General features: G+C 71.8%; 1 protein-coding gene and 1 pseudogene. Both read right to left on the bottom strand.

Translation table 11 applies throughout. The features are described 5' to 3' along the window. Nucleotides 1-97: 97 nt before the first annotated feature. A complete protein-coding gene (locus tag AB0C29_RS43595; RefSeq protein WP_360833562.1) occupies nucleotides 98-1,315 on the bottom strand; it encodes a cytochrome P450 in 1,218 nt (405 codons plus the stop codon). 92 nt (nucleotides 1,316-1,407) lie between these two features. Beyond that, a pseudogene (locus tag AB0C29_RS43590) lies at nucleotides 1,408-2,385 on the bottom strand (MFS transporter). Between the last annotated feature and the right edge of the window lie 44 nt (nucleotides 2,386-2,429).

Raw genomic sequence — 2,429 nt, 5'->3', positions numbered from 1 at the left:
GGTGGCCAACAGCCTGCGCCTGCGCCGCTTCACCGGCGTGTGACCGATCAATGGTGGGCGGGCCGCGGCGACTCGGCCCGCCCACCATTGTGGAGCGTCAGAAGGTGACGCGGAGCGTTTCCAGCCGGTGGCCGAACGGCGCGGTCGGCGTCCAGTCCGGGGTCTCGTACGCGGGCCGCAGTTGCGGGCACCGGTCCAGCAGGATCCGCAGGCACTCGTCGGTCTCCATCCGGGCCAGCGCCGCACCCAGGCAGTAGTAGGTGCCCATGCCGAAGCTCAGGTGCCGGTTGCGCTTGCGGGTGATGTCGAAGGTGTCCGGGTCGGGGAAGGTCTCCGGGTCGCGGTTGGCCGCCATCAGCGCCAGATAGATGTGCCGCCCCGCCGGTACGGGATGCCCGGCCACCTCGACGGGCTCCTTGGTAACTCGCCCGATCACCCCGGCCGGGCCGTCGCAGCGCAGCATCTCCTCGACCGCCGACGGCATCAGTTCCGGGTTCGCCCGCAGCTGGGCCAGCTGGTCCGGGTGGTCGAAGAGCAGGACCAGGCCGTTGGCGATCAGGTTCGCGGTGGTCTCGTGCCCGGCGAAGAGCAGCAGCACGCAGTTGGCCACCGCCTCGTCCTCGGTGATGGCGCCCTCGGCCTCGGCCGCCATGAACATGCTCAGCACATCCTCGCGGGGAGCCCGGCGGCGTTCGGCGGCGATGGTCCGCAGGTAGTCGTGCATCTCCAGCATGCTGCGCTGGGCCTGGCGCATCTGCTGCACGTCGCCGTTGCTGAAGATCGGCACGATGTCCCGCGACCACGCCTGCAACTGCTCGCGGTCGGTGGTCGGCATCCCGAGCAGCTCGGCGATCACGTTGGCCGGCAACGGGTACGCGAGATCGCGGACCACGTCCATCTGTCCCTTGGGGGCGACGGCGTCGAGCAGTTCGTGGGTGAACGCGCGTACCCGGGGCCGCAGCTGGTCGACCATCGCCGGGGTGAAGTAGCGCTTGAGCAGCTGCTGGAAGCGGACGTGGTCGGCCGGGACGGTGTGGCCCATCCACATCTCGATGGACTGTCGGATCGGGGCCAGCTCCTCCTGCTCTTCGGGCGTGAGGCGGTGCAGGACCTGGGCCATGTTGGCGCTGTCCATGCGTTTGTCGCGCAGGGCCGCGTTGATGTCCGCGTACCGGGTGAGCAGGTAGGCGTCGAGCTGGGGCAGCCGGGCCAGGGGACTCTCGGCGCGGACCCGGTGCAGGAACGCGTTGTGGTCGGCCATCACTTCCGGGGTGAACAGGTCGTAGTCCCGTACCGTTGCGATGTCGTCACTCATGGTCGCGATTCTGGCGGAATGCAGTGATCGTTCTCAATGCCTGAATCGACATTGTCCGGGAAACGACGGACGCGGCGGCCTGTCGCCGGTGGTCAGCGGGCCGAGAGCAGGTGACTCACCTGCGGCGGTCCGTCGGCGAGAGCCTGGGCCCGTTCCTCCACCGCCCGGTCGGCCCCGGTCAGCCGGCCGCCATGCTGGCGCAGGTGCTCGTCCCAGCTCGGCACCAGGTACGCCTCGACGAAGCGGTCCGGCTGTTCCCCGTCGCGGAACAGGCCTCAGCGCACCGCGCCGGTCCGCAGCCGGCTGCGGCGTACTGCCTCCATCGCCTCGACGAACGCCGCCGCGCGTTCGGGGCTCACCGGATAGCTGGCGGTGACCAGGACCGGGCCGTCCTGGCTGTCCGGGTCCAGCTCCAGGTGCGGCTCGGGCCAGAACACGGCCGGTTCGCGGTTCTGGCCGGTGGTGTCGCGCTACGGCCACCAGCGCAGCGTCGCCGCGCCGGCCAGCATGAGGACGGCGGCGGTCAGGTGCGCGGGCACCAGGCCCAACATGTCGGACAGGGCGCCCCAGGCGAGGGCGCCGGCGGCCTGGGCGCCGGCGAAGACCATCTGGTAGACCGCCAGGCCGCGGGCGCGTACCCAGTTGGGCAGGAACAGTTGCATCGCGGCGTTCACGCTGGACAGCACCATGACCCACGCGACGCCGGCCGGCAGCAGCGCCGCCACGACGACGGCCTCGGAGCGGCTCAGCGCGAGGACGGTGAGGACAAGGGCGAAACCCACGCCGGCCACCAGCAGCAGCCGGTTCAGGGACCAGCGGGCCCGCAACTGGGGGAGCAGCAGCGCCCCGGCCACCGCGCCGACGCCGACCGCGCCGAGCAGGACGCCGTACCCGCCGGAGCCGAGCCCGAGGCGACGGCTGGCGACCAGGGGGAGCAGGGCCCAGAGGGCACTGCCGGGGACCAGGAACAGGCCCGCGCGCAGCAGGATGCGACGGACCACCGGTGAATGCCGGACGTCGCGGCCGCCGGAGCGGACCGCGGCGGCGACCCGATCCGGCGCGGCGCCCACCGTGGCCGGGGGCCGCCAGCGCCACAGGTCGCGCGCGAACAAGA

The sequence above is a fragment of the Actinoplanes sp. NPDC048791 genome, assembly GCF_040650095.1.
Lineage (GTDB): Bacteria > Actinomycetota > Actinomycetes > Mycobacteriales > Micromonosporaceae > Actinoplanes.
The sequence above is the reverse complement of the archived record's forward strand: the minus strand, read 5'-3'. Positions and strand labels throughout refer to the sequence as shown.

Excerpts from the sequence above, each read along its gene's own strand:
- AB0C29_RS43595 (WP_360833562.1), bottom strand. The coding sequence starts at position 1,315 with ATGAGTGACGACATCGCAACGGTACGGGACTACGACCTGTTCACCCCG.